A 20,798-nucleotide genomic window follows, 5' to 3' on the forward strand; every position below is an offset into this window, starting at 1 on the left:
TGGCGGGGCTCGCCAGACTCGCCGGGCACATTCGATGCATGCCGCGACCTCATCCGGGGCCGGCCACGAGGGCTGTCCCTGCCGATCCCACATTGCCTGGAGCGAAACATGAAAGCCCTTTGCTGGCATGGAAAGCACGACATCCGCTGTGACACCGTCCCCGACCCGAGCATCGAGCATCCGCGCGACGCCATCATCAAGGTCAGCAGTTGCGCCATTTGCGGCTCGGACCTTCACCTGTTCGACGGCTTCGTGCCCGGCATGGAAAAGGGCGACATCATGGGCCACGAGTTCATGGGCGAGGTCGTCGAGGTCGGCGCGGAGAACCGGCGCCTGAAAGTGGGAGACCGCGTGGTGGTTCCCTTCACCATCATCTGCGGCGAATGCGATCAGTGCCGCCGGGGCAATTTCTCGGTCTGCGAACGAACCAACCGCAACAAGGCCACGGCCGACAAGGTCTTCGGCCACACCACGGCCGGCCTGTTCGGCTACACCCACCTGACAGGCGGCTATGCGGGCGGGCAGGCCGAATTCGTCCGCGTGCCGTATGCCGACGTTGCCCCGGTCAAGATACCCGAGGGCATCAGCGACGAATCGGTGCTGTTCCTCGGGGACATCCTGCCCACCGGCTGGCAGGCGGCGGCCGCGTGCGACATCCAGCCTGACGACGTCGTTGCCGTGTGGGGCGCCGGCCCGGTGGGCCAGTTCGCGATCCTGAGCGCAAAGATCATGGGCGCCCAACGGATTCTCGCCATCGACAACGTCGTGGAGCGCCTCGCCATGGCCCAGCAGCTCGGCGCCTCGCCGCTGAATTTCGATGCGGTCAACGTTGTGGAGGCGCTCAATGAACTGACCAACGGCAAGGGGCCGGACAAGTGCATCGACGCGGTCGGCCTGGAAGCCCACGCCACGGCGTCGCTCGATTCCGTCTACGACCGCATCAAGCAGGCGGTCATGCTGGAATCCGATCGGCCGCATGTGCTGCGCGAAATGATATACGTGTGCCGGCCGGCTGGCATTCTTTCAATTCCTGGCGTTTATGGCGGCCTGGTCGACAAAATCCCCATGGGCGCCCTCATGAACAAGGGGCTCACGATCCGCACGGGACAGACCCATGTGAATCGCTGGACCGACGACCTGCTCCAGCGCATCCTCGATGGTCAGATCGACCCTAGATTCATCATCACGCACCGCGTGGCGCTGGAAAACGGCCCCGACATGTACAAGACGTTCCGCGACAAGCAGGACGGGTGCGTAAAGGTCGTCATGACCATGTAGCGGTCCACGGCCGCCGCGCGGATGGAATGCGCGAGCGGGGCGGCTACGGCTTGCGCGCCGGATCGATCGCGGCTTCCTCCATCAGGTAGAAGCCGTGGATGAGCAGGTCGTACATGACCGCCGGCGCCGAGATGCCAACCATCAAGGTGGTTTCGGAGAACTCCGTTTTCTCCGTGGACTGGATCTCGCCCAGCCACTTCAGGACATGCGCGGGCAGGTTTTCCAGTTCGAGTCCGGCGCGCACCAGCAGCGCGCGGCGCGCCCCCCGATATAGCGTCACGTCGAGCACCACATCGCTGAAAAACCGCGGACGATCGGCGAACATTTCAACGTCCTCCTGGAATACTCCGCGCGCGCAAGCGCAGCGCCTCCAACGAACCGCGCAGCGTGGTGAGCTGACGCTCGGCCTCGGGATCGGGCAATCCGGCCTGCTGGCGCGCCAGGATGCGGCGCTCCTGCGCCGATATCTGGCCTTCCAGTTCGCCAATGTATCGGTGGATGAGCAAGGCGCTTTTGAAGTTTTTCATGATGTGTCCGGAACGTTGGCAATTCGCTCCTTTTCATTTTGAAATTACGCCATCGCCAGGGCGCCGGGGCATTAGGGAAGGCAAGCATTCCGGACAGTCGCGCGGGATGGGCAACAAAAAGCCCGCGCGAACGCGGGCGAAAGGAGAGGAGACGATAAGGACGGCACCCGGAGGCGCCGTCGGGTTCCATCTCGCATGGACCGTACCCGGCCGCTCACCCCCGACAGCGCTGCTGCGACACAGGTCCGATGTGCGGCATGGGCGGCGCGGCCGCGACGGACCTTGCAACTCGCGACGGGAGACGTTGTAGATTCGCGCGGCCGCGGGGTGCGCCACTGCCTGGGTTCATGTCACGGATTTCATGGGGTTGGTCGTACCTCCATACGTATCACGCCCCTTCGGAAATTCATCCGCATTCCCCCGCTCGACGCCGCCGCCATAACTGCTGGCCGAAGAGCCGGTGGCTGGGCTGGCATGGCTGATGCCGCTGATATGCCCGTCCGCCCTTCCGCCGGCACTGCGTTGCGCTGTCCGTATCCGGTTCAATACATCCCGCACGCCGGACACCTGGGCGGCCAATTCCTCGATCCACCGCTTCTGGCGCCGGTCCTGGACCGATCCGGTCAGTTCCACGACGCCCCCATCTACCCTGACCTCGACCTCGCGCACATCCACGGCATCGCTGTACGCCAGCTTCCGGCAAAGCTCCTCGCGAATGCTCTCGTCCGGTCGCGTGTAGCCCTTTGGAGCCGTCCTGGTGTGCTGTTGATATTCATTCATGGTGACTATCTCCTGTGGCAAGTTCCTCCGGCGCTTGAGCATCGGGTCCAGCCTGACACTGCGCCCAAATCGCGCCGAAACCTCTGAGCGACGCAAGAAGCGTGACTGGCTGATCAACGCCGATTCCGCGCTCACGAGGCGCGGCAAGTGTCCTGAAATCCACACAGCGCGACCGGCCGGCCGTCTGCCTGTGTCCCGGACTCAGCTATCCGCCTGGTTCCGGAACACCTTGCACGGGCATGCTGCGGGAACGCGATGCCGCGCGCTCGCGTTTGCGCCGCAAGAATCGCGGCAGGAAGCGCCGTACGCTGTCGTCCGGAAACCGAACGTCGACCCATTCTTCCGAGATGTCGACGACCACGCCCTCACCGAACCGGCGTGCCCGGACGGCGTCTCCCTTTGCGAAAGGCAACGCCGGCGACGCTGCCGGTGGACGCGCGGAGTCGCTGGCGGGATGCAAGGCCACCTCGGCCATGCGCCGGCAGCTATCGCAAATGCCGCAGCGTTCCGGGCCATCCGTTTCCCCGTAGTACGCAAGCAACGTCGCCCATCGGCAACCGCCGCTCCGCGCGTAATCGAGCATGGCCTGCAGGGTTTCGCGGTCCTCCCGACTGCGGGCCGCGTAGCAATCGGCGATCTGCTCGACACCGGCCTCATCGCGGTCGCGCAGTGAAAACCGGCCACGGCCATCGCGCTGCACGATGCCAAATTCGCGCAGCATCCGCATGCCCGCCTGCAGGCGCCGTACGCCGATATCGTTCAGTGCCGCACGCAGCGACGGCATGTCCATCGGCGTCTCGCGGACCATCGCCGCCATCCGGCGCAGATCCGCTGCGGACGGATATCGGCCAGCCAGGAAGAACTGGTGAATCCGCTTGTCCTTTTCATCGAATACCAGCGTGCAGCGCGCAAGATCGCCATCTCGCCCCGCCCTGCCGGATTCCTGATAGTAAGCATCGAGGCTGCCCGGCGACTGGGCGTGCACGATGAACCGCACGTCGGGTTTGTCGATGCCCATGCCGAACGCGTTGGTGGCGACCATCACGTCCGTTTCGCCGGACATGAAAGCGTCCTGCGCGTCACGCCTTTGGGTCGCCGCCAGGCGCCCGTGATAGAGCGCCACGCGACTCCCGCTCTCCTGCAAGGCGCCGTGCAACCTTTCGGCCACGGCGACCGTCGCCGTATAGACGATGCCCGCGCCCGTTTGCGCGGAAACGAGGCGCCTGACGGCGTCAAACCGGGCGGCGTCCCCGGACACGTGCTCGACCGCGTAGGCCAGGTTCGGCCGGAACAGGGGTGCGCGCACGACGCGCGGATCACGCATGCCGAGTTCCCGGGCTATGTCGTCAATGACCGCTTCCGTGGCTGTGGCGGTCAGCGCCAGCACCGGCGGACGAGACAACGCGGAAGCGGCGTCTCGCAACCCCAGGTAGGCGGGCCGGAAGTCATGGCCCCATTGGGAAATGCAGTGCGCTTCGTCCACGACAAAGAGGGCTATCCGATTGCGGCGCAGGACATCCAGTACTTCCGGATTTTCCAGTTGCTCCGGCGTCGTCAACAGGATGCGCTCGTGGCGCTGGGCGAGATCTTCGAGCGCCGCGTCGCCTACCGCGCTATTGAGGACGGCAGGCGCCAGATCGAGCGCGCCGAGCTTCGTCGCCTGATCCTGCATCAGCGCAATCAGTGGCGACACCACCACGGTCAGCCCGTCGCGCATCAGCGCCGGCAGCTGAAAGCACAGCGACTTGCCGCTGCCGGTCGGCATGACGGCGACGGTGTCGCGCCCCTGCAGCACGCTGGCCAGTACTTCTGCCTGGCCAGGGCGCAAGTGTGTGACACCAAAACGGTGGCGTAGCACCCGCATCAAAGCGGGCGAGAGCCTAGGGGACATTTCTGGGCGAGGACGGAAAATACGGCGGCACAGGGCTGGGGCGATTCGGTACGGATTTCCATGAAGTCTCCGCATTACCTCTTGAAGCGGGGCGCAGCGCATGGGGACTTCACCGCTGGACGCGCCCGATGCCGCACCGCTGCAAATTGCGTACCACGCACGACTGGCGCGCCCGGCGTCTCGATGCTTCCATGCGCCACCGAGCAGTCCGCCCGCGAGAATCCATAGCGCCGCAGTCCGGCATCCGCTTCAGCGCCCGTCCGACATCGGCATACCACGCAACCACGTATCCCTTGGTCTGGAACGGTCCAGGCTTTGCGTGCATGTCGCCTCGAACCTGGCACCACAGGCCGACCGTACAGGGAGACACACCATGCAAGCGCACACGCCCGAAGATGGCCGTCATTCAGCCGCCGACGATCCGGAAGCCGGCGGTGGCGACCCGTGGTACAAGTTGATGGGGCCCGGTCTTGTGACCGGCGCGGCCGATGACGACCCCAGCGGCATCGTCACCTATGCGCAAGCCGGCGCCCAGTTCGGCAACGGATTGCTGTGGAGCCTGCTGTTGTCGTTGCCGCTGATGATTGCGATCCAGCTTGTCTGTGCACGGCTAGGGAGGATCTCGGGCAGCGGCATCGTTGCGAACGTCCGCCGGCACAAGTCGCAGAAGCTGGCTTACGGGTTCGTGGTGCTGCTGGTCCTGGCAAACACGTTGAACATCGGTGCCGATCTGGCTGCGATGGGAGACGCGCTGGCGCTTGTCGCTGGCGGACCTCGCTGGATCTACACGCTGGTCCTTTCCGGCGCCTCCCTCCTCCTCCAGCTCTTTATCCCTTATCGACGTTACGCCAGTTATCTACGTTGGCTAAGCCTGTCCCTGCTCGTCTACGTTATCGCGATGTTCATGCTCAAGGTGGACTGGCGCGACGCGGCGGTGTCCCTCGTCCTGCCGCACGTCCATCTCTCACGCGAGTACCTGCTGGTGCTGGTCGCGGTCTTCGGCACCACCATCAGTCCCTACCTCTTTGTCTGGCAGGCGGCATCGGAGGTCGAGGAACTCGAAGCGGACCGCACGGCCCTTCCTTTACGCGATGCTCCGGAGCAGGCGAAGCAGGAGCTTCGCCGCATCAACGTCGACACGATTACCGGCATGGTCGTCTCGGCGGTGATTGCGCTCTGCATCATGCTGACCGCCTCCTACGCCCTGCACGCGCACGGTGTGCTCGATATCGCTTCATCCGTCGACGCCGCCAAGGCGCTGGAGCCCGTTGCAGGCAAATGGGCCGTACTCCTCTTCGCACTTGGCATCGTCGGCACGGGGCTTCTTGCCGTGCCGGTGCTGGCCGGGTCCGTCGGCTACGCCGCGGCCGAGGCGATGCGCTGGCGGCGCAGCCTCGAAGAAAAGCCGCTGTCGGCCAGGCACTTCTATGCGGTGATCGCGGTTTCGATGTTCATCGGCGCAACGCTCTGCTTCGCGCCGATCGAGCCGGCCAGGATGCTGGTATGGAGCGCCGTCCTCAACGGTATCGCCGCCGCTCCCGCGATGATCATGCTGCAGTTGATGTCCCGCGACCCCCGCGTAGTGGGTCCGTTTGCGCCCTCGCTGTGGGTACATCGCCTGGCGTGGTGCGCCACGGGCGTCATGTGGCTGACGGTGATCATTCTTGGCGTGACAGCCCTCTTGGGCTGACAAAAAAAGAAGCCCGCCACTGGAGATGGACCGGGCCCAAGCTTCACGACTGCATGGCGGCACCTTAGCGCCCCGGCGCCGCTTTCCGTGTCGGTGACCGTCTGATTTTTTGCACTGCACCATCGGATGCCACTGCGCCAGCGATGCATCGACGAAGCGCCCCGCTCAACGCGTTACGCGACATCTCCCGGCGCGGCGACCGACTGGCATTCTTTCAATTCGTGGCGTTTATGGCGGCGCGGCCGACAAATTCCAGCGGAGCGCGGGTCCCTATGGCAGCGCCCATCTGCCATCTGGCGGCGTTGCGGCGGCTGGAATGCGTCTTGCAGGAGCCTCGCGGGACGGCCGGCGGTTCGGCCGCCCTCCAATCACCCCACAGCACGAGACATCATGGACAAATCCAAAGTACCCGCCGAACAGCGCGCCGCGCTCTCCCTGCTGGTGGACGATCACCGCAGCGTCAAGAAGCTCTTCAAGGCATTTCAGGACGCCAAGGACGACGCCGAGAAGCAGTCGATCGCGGCCGAGACCTGCCAGCAATTGACAGTCCATGCGCAGATCGAGGAAGAAATCTTCTACCCTGCCCTGCGCGGCGCCAGCGACAAGATCGACGACATGCTCGACGAGGCCAAGGTCGAACACGCCGTGGCGAAGGACCTGATTGCCAAGATCGAGGCCGGCAACAGCGAGATGCTGGAGGCGCACTACACCGTATTGACGGAGTACGTGGGCCACCACGTCGCGGAAGAAGAGAACGAACTCTTCCAGGCCGTGATCCGTGCCAAGGTCGATCTCCAGGATGTGGCGCAAAAACTCGAAGCGCGCAAGGCCGAACTCACGGGCCAGCCGGCTTGAGTAGCGCCGACCGGCCGCCCGCGCCGCCGAGCATCGTCACGTCGGTGGGCGGCCCGCCCGTACTTCGGAGCGACCCCTGTAGCAAAAGGAGTATTCGATCATGACCAAGACCGCGTCACCATCAAACCGCTCGGAGCAGGACGTCCGGGCCGAGGACAAGTCGGGCAAGGCCGCGACGACACCGAGCAGGAAGCCGGCTAGCGGCCACCATGCCGCGAGCCATGTGAAGGCCGGCAAGACGCACGGCGCGGGTGGCGGCGCCAAACAACGCCACGGTCCAAAGTAAATCCTGGCCCGGGGACACTGAAACGGAGGCTCTCATGCAAAGTCACTTCTGGCGTCCGCTGGTCGCCATTGCCAGCGTATTGGTTTGGTCGTCGGCGGCCGTGGCGCAAGGTTCCAGCCTGTCGCCGGCCTCGGGCACCACCGGCAATGTCACGCCCGACAACACGAAAAGCACTACAGGGGGCGTTTCGGCCGGGACATCGCGGCCGGCCCACAGCGACAGCAAATTCATGGAAGATGCCGCGCACGCGGGCCACGCGGAAATCGAGGCCAGCAAGCTCGCTCAGCAAAAAAGTCAGAACGCGGATGTCAAATCGTTCGCCGAGAGGATGATCCAGGACCATGGCAAGGTGGGGTCTGAACTGGATGCCCTGGCCGCCAGAAAAGGCGTCACGACGCCGAAGGACGCTTCCCCAGCTCAAAAGAGCGAGATCAAGGCCCTGAGCGCGCTGAGCGGCGCCAAATTCGACAAGATGTACGCTAGCCGCATCGGCGTAGCCGCGCACGAAAGCGCCGTGAAGACATTCCGCGAGGCGTCAAACACCGCGAAAGACGCCGACGTCAAGGCGTTTGCCGCCAGGCATCTGCCCGACCTGGAAGGCCATCTGCAGATGGCCCGCGATCTGAAGAAGAAAGTCGGCGACGACTAACCGCCGTACAAGCGATGAAGACGATCATCTATCGCGACGCGGCCATTACTGCTTATGCCGTGGAAGTCGGTGGCGGAAAGACTGGCTTCCAGTATCGCTATCACGGCGAGATCGAACGATCCGGCGAGTCGACGACAGAGGAATTCGACTCGCCCGAAGGCATTTACTTCGAGAACTCCGCCATGGCCACCGAACAATGCATCGACGACGGACGCAAGCGCGTGGACGCGTCGGCGGCGAACGTCCGGACGGACGATGCATGAGTGGCAGCAAACGGTTTGCTTTTTGGCTCAGGACCACATGCCGGCAACGTCTTGTGGTTCCTCGGCGCCGATCGATCAGGGGATGACGCGCTCGCGCAGCCGCTGGGCGTCGAAAGGCGCGTTGACCTTCTTGTCGTTGTCGAAATAGCAGTACACATCGCGTCGGGTGGCCCGTCGCGGCGGCTGTGGTGCGATGCGGACCGCGTCGGCAGGCTCCCGCCCATGTGCCCAGGCGTAAATGCGTGCCGCCCAGCGGTCCAGCGATGCATCGGGATAGGCGCCGCTGTAGAGCGCATCGGCGCCGTGCAGGCGCATGTAGATGAAATCGCTGGTCACGTCTTCCGCGTAGGGCCAGTCCGCAATGGCGTGCGACACCACCAATGCCACCCGGTGCTCGCGCAGCAGCGCGGGAAACTCCGCGGTACAGAAGCTGTCGTGGCGCACCTCCACCGCGTGTCGAAGGCGACTGTTTCCCTTGGTGCCATACCACGGCGACTTGACGCGGGTATCGTGCTGGTCCGCCAGCGCCCGCGCTTCGCGCGAACTTTTGGGCAAGAGCGACAGGAATCGGTCGAACCGCTCGGCATCGAACCGGAAGTTGGGCGGAAACTGCCAAAGGAAGGGTCCCAGCTTGCGACGCAGCGCCAGCACCCCGGACGCATAGAAATTCGCCATGGCCGGCACGGCTTTCTCATCGCGGAAGCGCAGCAGGTGCGTCAAATATCGCGGGCCCTTTACCGCGAACACAAAATCGTCGGGCACCGCATCGTGCCAGGCCTGCCAGCTCTCGATCGACTGCAGCGAATAATGGGAACCGTTGATTTCGATGGTATCCACCCGGCGAGACGCATGCTCCAGCTCAAGGCGCTGGGGAAGCTTGGGCGGGTAGAACACGCCCCGCCACCCCGCATAGCGCCAACCCGATATGCCGATGCGGACTGTCATTGGGCCCTCGATTGACTGGTATTCGAACTGCCCTTGAAAGCGATCATGTGGCGCCGTCTTAGCTTGGACAGCTTGTCTGTTCGCAATCTTCATTCCCGGGTCGTGTCCCCCGACAGGTCATGCCGCCGGTGCCCGTATTGGACAGTGCGGCGAACTCCACTCTCCCCACCGTACCGTCCGTCCGTGGCATGCTTCCTGCTGCCCTTTTTCGATAGCAGTTCGACATCGTTCAAAAGGAACCTGCGATGAAAAACCCTTGGCTCAAGAAGAATCCGTGGCTGAGCCTGTGGCTCAGCGGCGCCAACGGCGTGATTGGGGCGGCGCGGGGACACGCACTGTCCGAGGGCGGGCGCCAGACGGCCACGGCGGCCGCGGCCGTCACGAAGGCGGCAACCGACGCGTGGCTTGCCGCGCTGACGCCGCCCAAACCCGCGCGCAAGCGCACAAGCCAACGCCGTCGCAAGTAGCCGGATGTACAGGGTTCGAGCGGCAATTTATGCAAGCGAAGGTGCGGATGACCGACGATCTCCGGACAGTCCGGCATTCCGGCATCGATGACCGGGCGACGGCGCCCGCGTCAGTCGAGGTGGACAACTTCGTCCGCGTGCGCGGTGCGCGCGAGCACAACCTCAAGAATGTGGATGTCGACATCCCGCGCAACGCGCTGGTGGTGTTCACCGGGGTGTCCGGTTCCGGCAAGTCGTCGCTCGCGTTCGGCACGCTCTACGCCGAGGCGCAGCGGCGCTATTTCGAATCCGTCGCGCCATATGCGAGGCGGCTGATCGACCAGGTGGGCGTGCCCGAGGTCGACAGCATCGAGGGCCTGCCGCCCGCCGTGGCGCTGCAGCAGCAGCGCGGCACGCCGAACGCACGATCTACCGTGGGCAGCGTCACCACGCTGTCGAGCCTGGTACGGATGCTTTACTCGCGCGCCGGCACCTATCCAGCGCGCCAGCCGATGCTCTATGCCGAGGACTTTTCGCCGAACACCGTGGAGGGCGCCTGCCCGACGTGCCATGGGCTCGGACGCATCTACGATGTCACCGAGCGGTCGATGGTGCCCGACGATTCCCTGACCATCCGCGAACGTGCCGTGGCCGCCTGGCCACCGGCCTGGCATGGGCAGAACCTGCGCGACATCCTCGTCACGCTCGGCTACGACGTCGACACGCCCTGGCGCGACCTGCCGAAGAAGGACCGCGACTGGATCCTCTTTACCGAGGACCAGCCCACCGTGCCGGTCTATGCCGGCTTCACGCCGAGCGAAGTGCGCGCGGCACTCAAGCGCAAGCTGGAGCCAAGCTATCAGGGTACGTTCACCGGCGCGCGGCGCTATGTGCTGCAGACCTTCGCCACCACGCAGAGTGCGTTGATGAAGAAGCGCGTGGCGCAATACATGATCGGGCGCGATTGCCCGGCATGCCACGGCAAGCGGCTGAAGAAGGCCGCGCTGTCGGTGACGTTCGCCGGGCTGGACATCGGCGAATTCACGCACCTGCCGCTCGCCCGCGTGGCCGAGATCATGCGTCCGATCGCGCACGGCGATCCGCCCGGCCCGGCTGGCGCCGTCGCCGTACTCAGCCGCAAGGCAGCGCGCGCGGACACGGCGCGGCGCGTGGCGGCGGGCGGGTCGGCGCACAAGGCGGCCCCCGATGTGCGGCGCACGCCAAACCTGTCCGACGAGAAGCGACTGGCCTCGCAACGCATTGCCGAGGAACTGATGGAACGGTTATCCACGCTGATCGATCTGGGCCTGGGCTATCTGTCGCTCGATCGCAGCACGCCAACGCTGTCATCAGGCGAACTGCAGCGGCTACGACTGGCTACGCAGATCTCGTCGCAACTGTTCGGCGTGGTTTACGTCCTCGATGAACCGTCGGCCGGGCTGCATCCCGCCGATGGCGAGGCGCTGCTCGTGGCATTGCGTCGCCTGAAGGCCGCCGGCAACTCGCTGTTTGTCGTCGAGCACGATACGCAGACCATGCGCCAGGCAGACTGGATCGTCGATGTCGGCCCTGCCGCCGGGGAACATGGCGGGCGCGTGCTCTACAGCGGGCCGCCCGACGGCCTGGCGGGGATCACGGCGTCGCGCACCGCGGCCTACCTGTTCGACGCTCCGCCGCGGCAGCATCGTGTGCCGCGCGAACCGGCCGGGTGGCTCAAGCTGGCTCATGTCTCGCGCAACAACCTGCGCCGCGTGGATGCGGAAATCCCGCTGGGCTGCTTCACGGCGGTGACCGGCGTGTCGGGTTCCGGCAAGTCGAGCCTGATCAGTCAGGCGCTGCCCGAACTCGTGAACCGGCATCTGGGACGTACCGACGACGGCGACGCCGACGACGAGCGCGACCCGCTGTTCGCCGTCACCGACACACCGACCGAGGGCCGCATCGCTGGCGGCATGGAGGCGGTGCGCCGGCTGGTGCGTGTGGACCAGAAGCCCATCGGGCGCACGCCTCGCTCGAACCTCGCCACGTACACCGGACTGTTCGACCACGTGCGCAAGCTGTTCGCCGCGACGCCCGCCGCGCGCAAGCGGCGCTACACGGCCGGCCGCTTCTCGTTCAACGTGGCCCAGGGCCGCTGTCCGACGTGTGAAGGCGAGGGCTTTGTCAGCGTGGAGCTGCTCTTCCTGCCAAGCGTCTACGCGCCGTGCTCGGCGTGCCACGGCACGCGCTACCGCCCACAGACGCTGGAAATCACCTGGCAGGGCCGGAACATCGCCGAAGTCTTGGATCTGACCGTCGACGCTGCCTGCGAATTTTTCGCCGGAGAGGCGCCCGCGATGCGCGCGCTTGCGGCGTTGCGCGACATCGGGCTCGGTTACCTCCGGCTCGGACAGCCGGCCACAGAACTGTCGGGCGGCGAGGCGCAGCGTATCAAGCTGGCCACCGAGCTGCAGCGCGCGCAGCGCGGCGACACGCTGTACGTGCTCGACGAGCCCACCAATGGCCTGCATCCCGCCGATGTGGACCGCCTGCTCGTACAGTTGCAGGCGCTGGTGGACGCCGGCAACACCGTGGTCGTGGTCGAACACGACATGCGCGTCGTGGCCCAGGCCGATTGGGTCATCGACATCGGCCCGGGCGCCGGCGACGAAGGCGGAGCCATCGTGACAAGCGGGCATCCGGATGCCGTCGCCGCCTCCCCCGCCAGCGTGACCGCGGCCTACCTGGCGAACGAACTGGGCTAAGGCGTTCGGAGAGCGGAGAGCGACGAGCGACGAGCGGCGAGCGGAGAGCGGAGAGCGGAGAGCGGAGAGCGGAGAGCGGCGGGTTTATCGTGAAGCGTCGATTATCAGGGGCGCAGTGATAATCGTTTGTATTTCCCTGTTCTTAATGTCCACTTTATTGACAAGAATCTCCCGGGATTTCGCACCGGATACGCGGGAAAAGCCCTGCAGACTGCCGATCTATTCACGTATTTCCGATAAAAAGACGGGTTTTTGCGCGGCAGATAACTCACCAAAAACCAGAAACCGCTGCGATACGCGCGCTTCCGGTCACAAAATAGCAAGGAGTCACAGCGATACCCAACTCGGCCGTTTCGCGTATTTGTGTTAACCATAATACAGCCACGAAGTAAGCGTACGCTACATTAACAAAGCGACGTCGAACGCGCATATGCTCCCGAAGAGAGCCCAGGTTTTCACGTGGTTTCAGTTTCCCTGCGGGTAACGCCTCATTTGCGAAGCCGAGATGTTGAGAGAAATCAGATTTGGAGCCGCCCACGCTGCGGATATGAATGCCGTGACGGAATTCTGCGCCGCTTGGCAAATCGAGGCGCAGACAGACACGGCGGATGAAACACGGCTCCACCATGTCGGCCGCCTGCAGGGGAAAATCGTCGCGTGGGCATTTGGCGAATGCCTCGACGAGACTTTTGTCGTGCGTTCGGTGTTCGTCCTGCCGGAACTGCGACAGCAAGGCATCGCAACGCTTTTGGTGGGGGCTTTGCTTATGCGCGCCCGTACCCATCATTGCACCACTGCCATACTGCTCACCGTCGACCATCCCACCTTTTTTGCCCGTCATGGTTTTTCGCTGACATCGCTGGATGCCGTACACCGAAAACTGGAACTGTCGCGTGAATTCCAAAGACGGTTTGGTGCGCGAACGCTCTGCATGTGCCGGCGGCTGGATTGAACATCCAGTCCCCGGCGGCACGGCTGCAGTAATTTTCATACGTCAATTTTGCATGTCGACGAAACTCCTGCAGTCGCTGCCATCGACGTCCGACACGTCGCAAAACGCAAGCATGGGCGCAGGGGAAAGCAGAAGGAAGACTGCGGCCGCCGCACGCTGACCTTGCCACCGCGAACCCATCGAGCACTCCCCTGCCTACCGAGCCCTCGGGCGTGCTTGTTGCATCGGGCTTCGGATCCACGCATCGACGGAGGCCATCTCATGGGTTGGGACATCGTTTCATCGAAGCGAGGCCGTCTCGCCGGCAGTGCGCAGCCGCCGATTCGCGCATCGGAGCCAAACACATGAAGATTCCGGTGCGCGTCTTCACGGTCATCCATGGTCTGATGGCACTCCTCTTCACCTGCGCAACGCTGATGTTGATTGCGATTGCGGCGCGCATCGGATCGACCGTATTTGTGAGTCAGTGGGACCAGGCCAGCGCACAAGCCGTCATTGAAGCGATTGGATTGCTGGCAGGAGCCGTTGTCGCGCTGCAGATCGCGGAGACCATCGTCGAAGAAGAGGTCATCCGGGAAGCCGACGTGAGCGCGCCAACACGGGTACGACGTTTCCTGTCGCGATTCCTGGTGGTCGTGGTGGTCGCGCTGGCCATCGAAGGCCTCGTGGCAACCTTCAAGGCGCTGCACCAGGATCCGACGCAACTCGGCTATGCGGCCGGACTGATCGCATCGACAGCCTTGCTCCTTGCCGCCTGGGGCCTGTTCGTCCACCTGAATCGCTCTGCGGAAGAGTTGGAGCCAGAGGCCATGGAAGAGGCGAAACGCGAAGACAAGAAAGTGCAATAGCGCCGCAAGACCGTGCCGCCTGTGCCAGGGTTCTCACAGGCATCGGTGCAACACCTGCGCGGCATGGCATAACGCCTTAACTCCGCCCAAAAAACAAAACCCCGGAAGACCGCGATCTTCCGGGGTTCGCCGCCAATACAGATGTAGTGGCGGAGACGGAGGGATTCGAACCCTCGATCCAGGTTTTGGCCCGGATGCTCCCTTAGCAGGGGAGTGCCTTCGACCTCTCGGCCACGTCTCCCAAACTTTTGTTGTGCAAGGGAGGCTGCACAACAGAGCGCGTATTCTAGCGAGGCAGTCTCGACTGGTCAACGAATTTCTCGCGACCCGTGACAAAAATCACAGCAATCCTGCCGCGCCAGAATTTTCAGAAGCGGATCACGCCTGATCCAGCTCGAACACCTTGTGCAGCGCGCGCACGGCGAGCTCCATGTACTTCTCGTCGATCAGCACCGAGATCTTGATTTCCGAGGTGGAGATCATCTGGATGTTGATGCCCTCTTCCGACAGCGTGCGGAACATCTTGCTGGCGATGCCCACGTGCGAGCGCATGCCCACGCCCACCACCGACACCTTCGACACCTTCGGGTCGCCCGACACGCTGGCGGCGCCGATATGGGCCTTCACGCTGTCGTTCAGGATGGTCAGCGCGCGCTGGTAGTCGCCGCGCGGCACGGTGAACGTGAAGTCGGTCTTGCCGTCCACCGACTGGTTCTGGATGATCATGTCGACGTCGATGTTGGCGTCGGCGATCGGGCCCAGGATCTGGTAGGCAATGCCCGGCTTGTCCGGCACGCCCAGCACGGTGATCTTGGCCTCGTCACGGGCAAAGGCAATGCCGGAGATGACGGCTGCTTCCATTTCAGACTCTTCCTCAAAAGTAATCAGCGTGCCCGAATGCATTTCCTGTTCGAGCGGCATCAGGGGGTCGGTCAGCGACGACAGCACGCGGGTCTTCACGCGGTACTTGCCGGCGAATTCCACCGAGCGGATCTGCAGCACCTTCGAGCCCAGGCTGGCCATTTCCAGCATTTCCTCGAACGTGATCTGGTCCAGCCGGCGGGCGTCCTCGACCACGCGCGGATCGGTCGTGTACACGCCGTCCACGTCGGTATAGATCAGGCACTCGTCCGCCTCGATGGCGGCGGCGATGGCCACGGCCGACGTATCCGAGCCACCACGACCCAGCGTCGTGATGTTGCCTTCGGTATCGATGCCCTGGAAGCCGGTAACCACCACCACCTTGCCGGAATCCAGGTCGCCGAGGATGCGCTCGTCATCGATCGACTCGATACGGGCCTTGGTGAAAGCCGAATCGGTCTTCACCGGCACTTGCCAGCCGGTATAGCTGACCGCATCGATGCCCTCGCCGTGCAGCGCGATGGCCAGCAGCGCCACGCTGGCCTGCTCGCCCGTGGAGGCCAGCATGTCCAGTTCACGCGGGTCCGGCTGCGCGGAAATTTCCTTGGCAAGGCCCAGCAGGCGATTGGTCTCGCCCGACATGGCCGAAGGCACCACGACAACGCGGTGACCTGCGCGGTGCCATTTGGCCACGCGCTTGGCGACATTCTTGATGCGTTCCGTGGAACCCATCGAAGTGCCGCCGTATTTGTGAACGATGAGAGCCATCTTCTTGTCGATGCCAGCGATTGTGCAAAGCCGATGAAATTACACCAAGAGTGGCTACCCGTAAAGGCCGAAGGGCCAGAATCGCGCAAAAACGTCACACATTTGACGTCATTTTTATGTGAAAAAAATTCACATGGAAGATTATATCTGTCCCTACTTATCGCGGACCTGTCCGCCTAATTACCCGATTCCGGCTGCGATATCCACGTCACGCGCCAGCGCGGCGCATGGGGGACATCGGCCGGCCAGCGACGGTGCATGCCCAGCCCTGCGGCCAGTACCAGCGTGTCATCGCTCCAGAGCAGAGGCAGGTGCGCGCGCCGCCAGGCGGGGACACCGGCCTCCTGATACGCCTGCTTCAGCGCCCGTGCCGGCCCGCCCGGACGCAGCACGATGCGCTCGCCCCCTGCCCTGGCCACCAGACGAAGCGGCGCCCGCAGGACGGCCTCCGGCACGCCGAAGGTGTCATCCCGGTCAAAGCGCAGTTCGCCACGCCAGGCGGGCACCACGATGCGCGCCTCCCCGTGCCATTCGAACGCAAATGGCGCCGGCACCCCGGCCGGCACGGCATGGCAGGCCAGTACGCGACTTCGAAAGCGGCGCAGCACCAGGCCATCGTGCGCGATAACCGGCTCGCCGCCTTCATGTTCGATCAGTTGGGTGCGCATGGCGGCCAGGCGGGCGGTCGATGGCGGCTGGGCGCCGAGGTCGCGCAGCCAGTGCCGCAGCACCGCATCCGCATGCTCGGGCGGCAAGGCCCGCAGGCCCGCGAGGTCCAGTTCGGAAAGGGTATCGGCGTCGCGGCCGCTGCAGACGAGCCTGGCCAGGGACTGCGCGGCCAGTGCGTCGAGCATGCCGGCCGCCTGCGCAAAATGCGCGGCCGCCTGGGTGACGTTGTCGTACAGGCCAGGAAACGCCTGCAGCAGCGCCGGCAACTGGGCGCGCAGGGCATTGCGCGCAAAGCGCGTGTCGGAGTTCGAGGGATCGTCGATCCAGCGCAGGCCATGGGCCGCGCAGTAGGCGTCGATGTCGGCGCGCGGCACGTCCAGCCAGGGCCGCAACAGCCAGACCTCGCCATCGGATTCACCCAGTGCGTCGAGCGGCCGGCTGGCCGGCATGCCCGCCATGCCGGCGACGCCGGCGCCCCGAAACAGCCGCAGCAGCACCGTTTCCACCTGGTCGTCGCGATGATGTGCGAACAGCAGCAGCCGGGCGCCCTGCTCGCGACACATCCGGCCCAGCGCCGTATGCCGGGCACGCCGTGCGGCAGCCTCGATGCCCTCGCCGGCCGTGGGCTGAACGGTCACGCGCGTGCTGACCAGCGTCACCCGCAGGTCGGCGCACAGCGCGGCGCAGAAGCGGTCCCAGTCGTCGGCCTGGGCTTGCAGGCCGTGATGCACGTGCAGCGCCACCACGCGCGCCAGCGGACATGCCGCGGCCAGCGCGTCGCGCGCGGCGTGCAGCAGCGCCACCGAATCGCGGCCGCCGGACAACGCGACGGCAACCGTGAACGGCCGCGCGGCCTCAGAAACAACAAAGGCCGCACTGGCCTGGACAGCCTGTGCGACCTTGTCGGTCAGACGCGCGGCGAGGCGCGTCGCGTCTTCGGCGCTCACATCACTCCTGGGCGCCGGTTTCCTTGAATTTGCCATAGGCCATCAGGCGCTCGTGGCGGCGGGCCTGCAGTTCCTTGACGCTCATGCCCTGGAACTGACGCAGCGATTCGGCCAGCGTGCGCTTGAGCATCGTCGCCATACCCTTCGGATCGCGATGCGCGCCGCCCAGCGGCTCGTTGATGATCTTGTCGATGAGACCCAGCGCCTTCAGGCGATGCGCGGTCAGGCCCAGCGCCTCGGCAGCTTCCGGCGCCTTCTCGGCGGTCTTCCACAGGATCGACGCGCAGCCTTCCGGCGAGATCACCGCGTACGTGGCGAACTGCAGCATCTGCACGACGTCACCCACGGCAATCGCCAGCGCACCGCCCGAACCGCCTTCGCCGATGATCGTGGCGATCAGCGGCACCTTCAGGCCAGCCATCACATAGAGGTTGTGGCCGATGGCTTCCGACTGGCCGCGCTCCTCGGCGTCGATGCCCGGGAACGCGCCCGGCGTGTCGACGAACGTGAAGATCGGCAGGCCGAACTTGTCGGCCAGTTCCATCAGGCGCTTGGCCTTGCGGTAGCCCTCGGGCTTCGACATGCCGAAGTTGCGCAGCGCGCGTTCCTTCGTGTCGCGGCCCTTCTGGTGGCCGATGACCATGCAGGCCTGGCCATTGAAGCGCGCCAGGCCGCCCACGATCGACAGATCGTCGGCAAACGACCGGTCACCGTGCAACTCATGGAAGTCGGTGAAGATCTCGCGCACGTAGTCCAGCGTGTAGGGACGCTGGGGGTGACGCGCGATCTGCGCAACCTGCCAGGGGGTCAGGTTGGCATAGATATCCTTGGTCAGCTGCTGGCTCTTGCCGGCCAGCCGCGAAATCTCTTCGGAAATATCGACCGCCGAATCGTCCTGCACAAAACGCAGTTCTTCGATCTTTGCCTCAAGCTCGGCAATCGGCTGCTCGAAATCCAGGAAGGTGGTTTTCATAAAAACGCGGACCTGTCTGTGAAGGGGCGCATTCTACCGGAAAAAATCCAGAAATCCGCCGCCCAATATGTTGATTCTTATGCATTTTTGGCAAGAATCAACGCCGTCATTACTGCTATCCACCGCATCAGGTAACTAATACGTCACCGGCAGCGGGTCCAGACTGCGCCACATATACCATGTGGCCACGGTGCGCCACGGCTCCCAGTTGGCCGCCACCTCGCGTGCCTCGCTTCGCGTGACGGGCTCGCCACTGAAGTAATTGGTCGAAATCGCATTGATCAGCCCGACGTCATCGAGCGGCAGCACGTTCGGACGCATCAGATTGAACATCAGGAACATCTCGGCCGTCCAGCGGCCGATGCCGCGGATCTGGGTCAGTTCAGCGATCACCGCCTCGTCGTCCATGCCGGCCCAATCCTTGACGTGGACCGTGCCGGCCTTGAAATGTTCGGCCAGGTCGGTGATGTACTCCGCCTTGCGCTTCGACAGGCCACAGCCGGCCAGTTGTTCCGTGCCGGCCTTCAGGAACTGGGCCGGGGTCACGCGCGGGCACAGCGTCACCAGGCGCTCCCATACGGACTGGGCGGCCTTGACTGAAATCTGCTGGCCAACGATCGAGCGGGCCAGGGTGATGAACGGATCGTCGCGCGACACCAGGTGCGCGGGCCCGTACGTGGGAATCATCTTGCGGAGGATACGGTCGCGCTTCATCAGGTCCGCGCAGGCTTCGTCCCAATAGGCCGGGCGCACGGCGTCGACCACCGTCTCCACGGGCAGCGGAACGGCCTGCGCCTCCGGCAGCTCAGGCTTGCGCGACTTGCCCGCTGCCTTGCCCGTGGCGAGTGCCTTCGCCGGTACCTTGGGCGCCTGCCTGGCCGCAGTCTTGCCGGCAGGCCTGGGCGCCACGGCAGCAGGCTTCGGCTTGCGCGCGGCAGCGTTCAAGCACGCCTCCACTCGGTGGCGCCGCCTGGCTTGTCTTCGAGCACCACGCCCGCAGCCAGCAGTTCCGCACGAATGCGATCCGCCTCGGCGAAATTGCGCTCGGCCTTGGCCGTACGGCGCGCGGCGATCTGTGCGTCGATCTGCTCGGCACTCAGGCCATCGGCTGCCGCCCCACCCTGCAGGAAGGTATGCGGGTCGCGCTCCAGCAGGCCCAGCGTGCCGGCCAGCGCCTTCAGCTGGTGGGCTGCCTGGATCGAGCCCGTGCGATTGACCTCGCTGGCCAGGTCAAACAGTACCGACATGGCGATTGGCGTGTTGAAGTCGTCATGCATGGCGTCGGCGAAACGCCGCGCGTGCGGCTCGGCCCAATCCACCGCGCAACCGCCGGGCTGCGTTTCCTTGAGCGCCGTGTACAGGCGCGTCAGCGCATGGCGGGCGTCGTCCAGGTGGGCGTCGCTGTAGTTCAGCGGGCTGCGATAGTGCGCGCGCAGGATGAAGAAGCGCACGACCTCGGGGTCGTACTGCTTCAGGACTTCGCGGATCGTGAAGAAATTGCCAAGCGATTTCGACATCTTCTCGTCATTGATACGCACAAAGCCGTTGTGCATCCACATGTTCACAAACGGCTTGCCGCTGGCGCCTTCGGACTGCGCGATCTCGTTCTCGTGGTGCGGGAACTGCAGATCGGCGCCACCCCCATGGATGTCGAAGTGCTCGCCCAGCAGCGTGCAGCTCATGGCGGAGCACTCAATGTGCCAGCCCGGCCGGCCGCTGCCCCATTTCGAATCCCACCTGCTCTCGGGCGGCTCGCTTTCCTTGGCCGATTTCCACAGCACGAAGTCCAGCGGGTCCTGCTTGGCGTCGTTGGCGCTGACGCGCTCGCCCGCGCGCAGGTCTTCCAGCGACTTGCCGGACAGCTTGCCGTACCCCGGAAACTTGCGCACCGAATAGTTCACGTCGCCGTCGGCGGCCTGGTAGGCCAGCCCCTTGGCTTCGAGCTTTTCGATGATATTGAGCATCTGCGGCACGAATTCCGTGGCACGGGGCTCGTAATCGGGCCGGATCACCCCCAGCGCGGCGGCATCCTCATGCATGTACTGGATGAAGCGCGTGGTCAGCTGGCCGATGGTCTCGCCATTTTCGGCGGCGCGACGGATGATCTTGTCATCGATATCGGTGATGTTCTGCACGTACGTCACATCGTAGCCGGCGGCACGCAGCCAGCGATGCACCATGTCGAACACCACCATCACGCGTGCGTGGCCCACGTGGCAGTAGTCGTACACGGTCATGCCGCACACGTACATGCGGACCTTGCCGGGTTCGATAGGCACGAAAGGCTGCTTTTCACGCGCGAGCGTGTTGTAGATGTTCAGTTGCTGCATGGAGCGATGTGATTGGGTGACGATGCGGTGCGCGCCATGGCGCACGGGCCCCATATCTTACCGGAAGGTTGTCGGGCCGGCCTGAGGCGGGTCTCG

20 protein-coding genes and 1 tRNA gene are annotated in these 20,798 nt (G+C 64.5%); 10 read left to right on the forward strand and 11 right to left on the reverse strand.

Annotated features, from left to right (window positions below):
- Positions 1 to 108 precede the first annotated feature (108 nt).
- The gene (locus BLQ58_RS07950; protein ID WP_092596085.1) at positions 109 to 1,278 is read left to right on the forward strand and encodes a zinc-dependent alcohol dehydrogenase; all 1,170 of its coding nucleotides are present in this window, start codon (positions 109 to 111) and stop codon (positions 1,276 to 1,278) included.
- A 43-nt stretch (positions 1,279 to 1,321) separates the two neighbouring features.
- Here the strand turns inward: BLQ58_RS07950 and BLQ58_RS07955 are convergent, their stop codons facing one another.
- The 4 genes from BLQ58_RS07955 to BLQ58_RS07970 all read right to left on the reverse strand — a co-directional run bounded on the left by BLQ58_RS07955 (position 1,322) and on the right by BLQ58_RS07970 (position 4,476).
- Positions 1,322 to 1,603, reverse strand: coding sequence for a hypothetical protein (locus tag BLQ58_RS07955; RefSeq protein WP_092596086.1), 282 nt, complete (start codon positions 1,601 to 1,603; stop codon positions 1,322 to 1,324).
- A 1-nt stretch (position 1,604) separates the two neighbouring features.
- A complete protein-coding gene (locus BLQ58_RS07960) occupies positions 1,605 to 1,805 on the reverse strand; it encodes a hypothetical protein (protein ID WP_092596090.1) in 201 nt (66 codons plus the stop codon).
- Positions 1,806 to 2,150: 345 nt separating this feature from the next.
- On the reverse strand, positions 2,151 to 2,585 hold the full coding sequence (locus BLQ58_RS07965; protein ID WP_175459860.1) for a BON domain-containing protein: 435 nt from the start codon (positions 2,583 to 2,585) through the stop codon (positions 2,151 to 2,153).
- Positions 2,586 to 2,790: 205 nt separating this feature from the next.
- Positions 2,791 to 4,476, reverse strand: a complete 1,686-nt coding sequence (locus tag BLQ58_RS07970) for a RecQ family ATP-dependent DNA helicase (RefSeq protein WP_092596101.1) — start codon at positions 4,474 to 4,476, stop codon at positions 2,791 to 2,793.
- A 373-nt stretch (positions 4,477 to 4,849) separates the two neighbouring features.
- On the opposite strand from BLQ58_RS07970, the gene BLQ58_RS07975 reads away from it, so the two are divergent.
- The 5 genes from BLQ58_RS07975 to BLQ58_RS07990 all read left to right on the forward strand — a co-directional run bounded on the left by BLQ58_RS07975 (position 4,850) and on the right by BLQ58_RS07990 (position 8,219).
- Entirely contained in the window at positions 4,850 to 6,166 is a 1,317-nt protein-coding gene (locus BLQ58_RS07975; protein ID WP_092596110.1) for an Nramp family divalent metal transporter, read from the forward strand.
- Positions 6,167 to 6,556: 390 nt separating this feature from the next.
- Complete coding sequence (locus tag BLQ58_RS07980; RefSeq protein WP_092596111.1) at positions 6,557 to 7,021, forward strand: hemerythrin domain-containing protein; 465 nt, start codon at positions 6,557 to 6,559, stop codon at positions 7,019 to 7,021.
- 100 nt (positions 7,022 to 7,121) lie between these two features.
- Positions 7,122 to 7,307: a hypothetical protein gene (locus BLQ58_RS28730; protein ID WP_139186078.1), complete on the forward strand. Its 186-nt coding sequence runs from the start codon at positions 7,122 to 7,124 to the stop codon at positions 7,305 to 7,307.
- 34 nt (positions 7,308 to 7,341) lie between these two features.
- Positions 7,342 to 7,956, forward strand: coding sequence for a DUF4142 domain-containing protein (locus BLQ58_RS07985; protein ID WP_092596112.1), 615 nt, complete (start codon positions 7,342 to 7,344; stop codon positions 7,954 to 7,956).
- 14 nt (positions 7,957 to 7,970) lie between these two features.
- Positions 7,971 to 8,219 (forward strand): hypothetical protein, encoded by a 249-nt coding sequence (locus tag BLQ58_RS07990; RefSeq protein ID WP_092596113.1) that lies wholly within the window; start codon positions 7,971 to 7,973, stop codon positions 8,217 to 8,219.
- Positions 8,220 to 8,294: 75 nt separating this feature from the next.
- On the opposite strand, the gene BLQ58_RS07995 is transcribed toward BLQ58_RS07990, so the two are convergent.
- Complete coding sequence (locus tag BLQ58_RS07995) at positions 8,295 to 9,164, reverse strand: DUF72 domain-containing protein (RefSeq protein ID WP_092596114.1); 870 nt, start codon at positions 9,162 to 9,164, stop codon at positions 8,295 to 8,297.
- A gap of 245 nt (positions 9,165 to 9,409) precedes the next feature.
- Between BLQ58_RS07995 and BLQ58_RS08000 the strand changes: the two genes are divergently transcribed.
- The 4 genes from BLQ58_RS08000 to BLQ58_RS08015 all read left to right on the forward strand — a co-directional run bounded on the left by BLQ58_RS08000 (position 9,410) and on the right by BLQ58_RS08015 (position 14,154).
- Positions 9,410 to 9,631, forward strand: a complete 222-nt coding sequence (locus BLQ58_RS08000) for a hypothetical protein (protein ID WP_092596117.1) — start codon at positions 9,410 to 9,412, stop codon at positions 9,629 to 9,631.
- Positions 9,632 to 9,678: 47 nt separating this feature from the next.
- Positions 9,679 to 12,354 (forward strand): excinuclease ABC subunit UvrA, encoded by a 2,676-nt coding sequence (locus tag BLQ58_RS08005; RefSeq protein WP_092596494.1) that lies wholly within the window; start codon positions 9,679 to 9,681, stop codon positions 12,352 to 12,354.
- A 547-nt stretch (positions 12,355 to 12,901) separates the two neighbouring features.
- Entirely contained in the window at positions 12,902 to 13,306 is a 405-nt protein-coding gene (locus BLQ58_RS08010; protein ID WP_092596130.1) for a GNAT family N-acetyltransferase, read from the forward strand.
- 344 nt (positions 13,307 to 13,650) lie between these two features.
- Positions 13,651 to 14,154 carry a hypothetical protein gene (locus tag BLQ58_RS08015; RefSeq protein WP_092596133.1) on the forward strand — a complete coding sequence of 168 codons (504 nt, stop codon included), beginning with the start codon at positions 13,651 to 13,653 and terminating at the stop codon, positions 14,152 to 14,154.
- Between the two features lie 147 nt (positions 14,155 to 14,301).
- Here the strand turns inward: BLQ58_RS08015 and BLQ58_RS08020 are convergent.
- From BLQ58_RS08020 to cysS, 6 genes are all read right to left on the reverse strand, one after another.
- Positions 14,302 to 14,395: transfer RNA gene (locus tag BLQ58_RS08020), tRNA-Ser, on the reverse strand.
- A gap of 137 nt (positions 14,396 to 14,532) precedes the next feature.
- Positions 14,533 to 15,783: an aspartate kinase gene (locus tag BLQ58_RS08025; protein ID WP_092596136.1), complete on the reverse strand. Its 1,251-nt coding sequence runs from the start codon at positions 15,781 to 15,783 to the stop codon at positions 14,533 to 14,535.
- Between the two features lie 176 nt (positions 15,784 to 15,959).
- Positions 15,960 to 17,399 (reverse strand): tRNA lysidine(34) synthetase TilS, encoded by a 1,440-nt coding sequence (gene tilS, locus BLQ58_RS08030; protein ID WP_254775840.1) that lies wholly within the window; start codon positions 17,397 to 17,399, stop codon positions 15,960 to 15,962.
- Position 17,400: 1 nt separating this feature from the next.
- Positions 17,401 to 18,372, reverse strand: coding sequence for an acetyl-CoA carboxylase carboxyltransferase subunit alpha (locus BLQ58_RS08035; RefSeq protein ID WP_092596150.1), 972 nt, complete (start codon positions 18,370 to 18,372; stop codon positions 17,401 to 17,403).
- A gap of 135 nt (positions 18,373 to 18,507) precedes the next feature.
- Positions 18,508 to 19,281: a DNA-3-methyladenine glycosylase family protein gene (locus BLQ58_RS08040; RefSeq protein WP_254775854.1), complete on the reverse strand. Its 774-nt coding sequence runs from the start codon at positions 19,279 to 19,281 to the stop codon at positions 18,508 to 18,510.
- Positions 19,282 to 19,313: 32 nt separating this feature from the next.
- The gene (gene cysS, locus BLQ58_RS08045) at positions 19,314 to 20,702 is read right to left on the reverse strand and encodes a cysteine--tRNA ligase (protein WP_092596166.1); all 1,389 of its coding nucleotides are present in this window, start codon (positions 20,700 to 20,702) and stop codon (positions 19,314 to 19,316) included.
- Positions 20,703 to 20,798: the final 96 nt, after the last annotated feature.

Source organism: Ralstonia sp. 25mfcol4.1 (assembly GCF_900104095.1).
Lineage (GTDB): Bacteria > Pseudomonadota > Gammaproteobacteria > Burkholderiales > Burkholderiaceae > Cupriavidus.